Genomic DNA, 3,808 nt, shown 5'->3' with positions numbered 1-3,808 from the left:
CGGTTGCAGTGAAAAAGGAAAAGTAAGCTTTTGAATTTGTGTCTTAAACTTGGTGAGGAATGAGGTCTTCGCCGGGATTTTTGACTTGCCCGAAACCCTTGACAGAGGCCCGCCCCATTACGGAAGTGGGCCTTTTGTCGTTGTGATCCCTGAAGCCGGGGATCGGTTACGCGCGTGAAGGCGCGGGCCACACCTCACCCACCTGGAAGGATATCCCATGACCACAAGCTTTGCCCCTCTCACCGTCGCCATCAGCGATCTCACTGCGCATCCCGCCAATGTGCGCAGCAACTCTTCGGAAACCTACGACCCCGAGAACATCGCCCATCTGAAAGCCAGCATCGCTGTTCTGGGTCTCCTGCAGCCGCTCCTGGTCCAGAAGCTCGACGGCAAATACGCTGTCCTCGCCGGTGGCCGACGCCATGCAGCCCTGAAGGAGCTGGTCGCCGACAAGGCCGCGAAGGGGTTCACCGCGAAGACCAAGGTCGACTGCCGCCTTGTGCCGGAGAAGTGCGACGTCACCACGGCGCTGTCGCTCGCCGAGAACATCACCCAGGCACCGATGAACGCAATCGACGAGTTCGAGGCTTTCGCGCGGATGATGGAGGTCGATGGCCAGACGCCTGAGACCATCGCAATGACTTTCGGCACGACCGTTGCCGCCGTGAAAGGCCGGTTGCGCTACGGGCTGATCCACCCCGATATCCGCGCCGCGGCCCGGGCGAAGACGATCACGCTCGACACGATGAAGGCCTTTGCCGAGCACCCGAGCCAGGAGGTTCAGCGCGAGGTCTACGAGGCGCTCACCAAGGAAGACAGCTATCTGCAGGCCTATACCGTCCGGCAAGCGCTCAAATCCCGCGGCGTGCAGGTCAGCGACGATATCGGAGCCTTCGTGCGCGCGGACTACGAGGCCCTCGGCGGTGCTGTCGCGGCTGACCTTCTGGAAGAGCATTCCGTGCTCGAGGATGCAGCACTGGTCGAGACCATCTTGCTCGAGAAGCTCGGTGCCGCTGCCGAAGAGGCCCGTATGAGGCTGGGCTTCGCCTGGGCCGATGCGATGGTGCGCTATGATTACGCGACCATGGCCGACTATGGCCGCGTCTATCCCGGCCCGATCGTGCCGGATGCATCCGCCCAGAAGCGCATCGATGAGATCACTGCCGAGCTTGATAAACTGCAGCTCCAGATGGAGGATGAGGGGCTCGAGGACGGTGCCTACAATGCCCTTTACGAGCGCGTGGACGCTCTGGAAGAGGAAGCCCGCGATCTGCAGGAGGCTTACAGCACCGAGGACCTCGCGCGGTCCGGGGTGATCGCGTCGTGGCAGGGTGGGCAGATCACGCTCCATGTTGGTCTCGTCCGCCCGGAAGACACCGTGAAAGAGGAGGGCGCGCGCGGCTCTTCGGCTAGCCCGACCGGGGAAGAGGCCCCGGACGCCGGCGAAATCACCTATCCAGCCTCACTGGCCGAGGACCTCAAGACCGAGCGGGCCATGGCCCTTGGCGCCGCGATGGCGCTGCATCCGGAAGCCACGCTCGATCTGACGCTCTTCAAGCTGGTGAGCGACGTTCTGGCCAGCGGCATGAGTGTCACGCAGGCGATCAAGATCGATGCCCGCAAGGAATACCGCAACCACGCCAAGATGGACGAGATTGACGAGACCTCCCTCGCGCAGGTGGCCGCGGCGCATGATGTGCTGGACCTCTCGTGGCTCGATGATACCCGCCCGCCCGCCGATCAGTTCGCGGCGTTTCGCGCGCTGGAGGCCGGCGAGAAGGCCAAGCTCGTGGCCTATGCCACGGCCAGCACCACGCAGTCCTGCTTCGCGCGGGACCGCCAGCGCGACAGCCTGATGCATGCGTTCGAGATCGAGATCATGCCCGATATCCGCGCGCATTGGACGCCGAACGCGGCGCTCTTCAATCGCTTCAAAAAGGCATGGCTCCTGAAGATCCTCGGCGAGGATCTGGGTCTGGCCCAGGAGGCGGTGACGCTGGCCTCGTCGAGCAAGAAGGAGATCGTGGCCTTCTGCGACAAGCTCTTTGCAGAGCCGTTCGCCACACTCACGGACGCGCAGCGCGCTGCCGTAGCCGCCTGGTGCCCGCCGATGATGCAGACCGCCGGTGTCGTCTGTGATGAGGCGGAGCCCGCCTCGGAATCTCCCGAGCCTGACAGCGAGGTCGCGCAAGCGGCCTGAGTCCTCACGCGACCCGCGCGAGGCATTTCCCGCGCGGGTCGACCCTCCCACACCCAACCGAAAGACATCCCCATGGCTATTCTCAAGTTCTCTGCGTCCGCTGTTGCGGCACAGATCGCCCATGCGCGCGCCTGCAAGACCTTCCTGCCCAACTGGAACGGGCCCGTGGACAGGCCCGCCCTGATCCTGATCGTCGGCAATGGTGTGCATCTGCGCTCAAACGGCATCGATGGCACGACCACCCGTATCGTCACCACCGAACAGGCAGATCCCTCCTTCGCCTTCGCCGACGGCATGAACCCGTTTCGGGATACCGACTGGATGGCGCAGCGCCGCATGGCGTTTCGCGATCTGACCGGCCAGTTCTACACCGACATCCTGGATGACGTGCAGGTGCTCATCGACCGGGGGCGGGGGGCCATCCGGCTCGCCACCGATGGCCACAGCATCCGCGTCTTCGTACGCCGGGCCTCGGATTATCTCATCGGCGGGACCTACGAGGTGCCTTCGGGCCTCGGCGGCACCTTCCGGGTCATCCTCAAGGATGCCTGCGATACCTTCGCGATCGTGCAGAACTGCGGCAATTGCGAGGATTTCGACGCCATGCAGCCCTACCGCGTGCCGCTCGATGCGCTGATGGAAATCGATGACCGGAGGGCGGCGTAACGCGCCCTTTCTCAAACAAGCATCGCCAATACCCTGCCAGGCCTGCGGCCCTCTCGGGACATTGACGACAACAATTTCCCCAATGAGAGAAAGGACTCTGAGATGGGATGGCTCTTCTATACCGATCGCCGCGTCCAGACCTACGCGGATGAGAAAGCGGAGATTGCCCGGCTCTGCACCTTCGAGAGCGACAGGCGCAAGACGGAACTGGTCAAAGCCTGCAAGGTGGGTTCGACTTGGTACGCGGCGGCAAAGGTCACAAGTATCGATGGCTCGCCGGTCGAGGACACGACCTATGTGACCGATGCGGATGGCTCCATCACGTTCGGTGCTGTCTTCCTCACCCGATACGATGACGGCTGCTGGGGCTACAAGGACATGGAGGAAAGTGCTGGCCCGAACGAGTCTCGTGCTCCCCTTGGGCTGATCGAGCTCCTCTCCGACCTGAAAGACCCGGACAGCTATGCCCATGCCTGGCGCCAGCGCTGCCAGGACTGGGCTGCGATCCCGGACTACGAGGAAGGCGACAAGATCAGGCTCGCAGCACCTGTGACGCTCACCGATGGCAGTACCTGCCAGATTGTCACCGCGACCCACTACAGGCGCGGGCGGCAAAAGCGCCGCTGCTACCGCATCGAGGAAACTGGTGGGCTCGTACGCCTGTCGAAGGCCTCGCTTGCGGGTTCGGAGCTGCTCAGCTCCGCGAAAGGTGCGGCTAGCCCGGTGCTGGCGGAGTTCCTGGCGGGGCGAAATTAGGTCCTGCGCCGGACGGTTCATCGACCTGCCCGGCGACAGCAGATCCTGCGGCTTGTCTTGACAAGGCAATGCAAATGCATTACCTATCGCGGGCAGCAAAGAACCTTTTCTTCAGGAGACTGCCATGACAGCCCTCGCACAAGATGTCTCGAAACTCACGGATCGGTATCAGACGACCGTGCCGGC

The 3,808-nt window shown here is 63.1% G+C and carries 3 protein-coding genes; all 3 read left to right on the top strand.

Translation table 11 applies throughout. From position 1 onward, the window contains the following. The first annotated feature begins 217 nt into the window (after positions 1-217). The 3 genes from AC13D8_RS00240 (at position 218) to AC13D8_RS00230 (ending at position 3,622) form a co-directional block, all read left to right on the top strand. Positions 218-2,200, top strand: coding sequence for a ParB/RepB/Spo0J family partition protein (locus AC13D8_RS00240; RefSeq protein ID WP_071675838.1), 1,983 nt, complete (start codon positions 218-220; stop codon positions 2,198-2,200). A 72-nt stretch (positions 2,201-2,272) separates the two neighbouring features. Further along, positions 2,273-2,866, top strand: a complete 594-nt coding sequence (locus tag AC13D8_RS00235; protein WP_025042408.1) for a hypothetical protein — start codon at positions 2,273-2,275, stop codon at positions 2,864-2,866. A gap of 102 nt (positions 2,867-2,968) precedes the next feature. Beyond that, positions 2,969-3,622 carry a DUF6927 domain-containing protein gene (locus AC13D8_RS00230; RefSeq protein ID WP_037239996.1) on the top strand — a complete coding sequence of 218 codons (654 nt, stop codon included), beginning with the start codon at positions 2,969-2,971 and terminating at the stop codon, positions 3,620-3,622. Positions 3,623-3,808 lie beyond the last annotated feature (186 nt).

The sequence above is a fragment of the Roseovarius sp. B-10 genome (genome assembly GCF_056859295.1).
This window is presented reverse-complemented; position numbering and strand designations above follow the sequence as displayed.

Excerpts from the sequence above, each read along its gene's own strand:
- AC13D8_RS00240 (WP_071675838.1), top strand. The coding sequence starts at position 218 with ATGACCACAAGCTTTGCCCCTCTCACCGTCGCCATCAGCGATCTCACT.
- AC13D8_RS00235 (WP_025042408.1), top strand. The coding sequence starts at position 2,273 with ATGGCTATTCTCAAGTTCTCTGCGTCCGCTGTTGCGGCACAGATCGCC.
- AC13D8_RS00230 (WP_037239996.1), top strand. The coding sequence starts at position 2,969 with ATGGGATGGCTCTTCTATACCGATCGCCGCGTCCAGACCTACGCGGAT.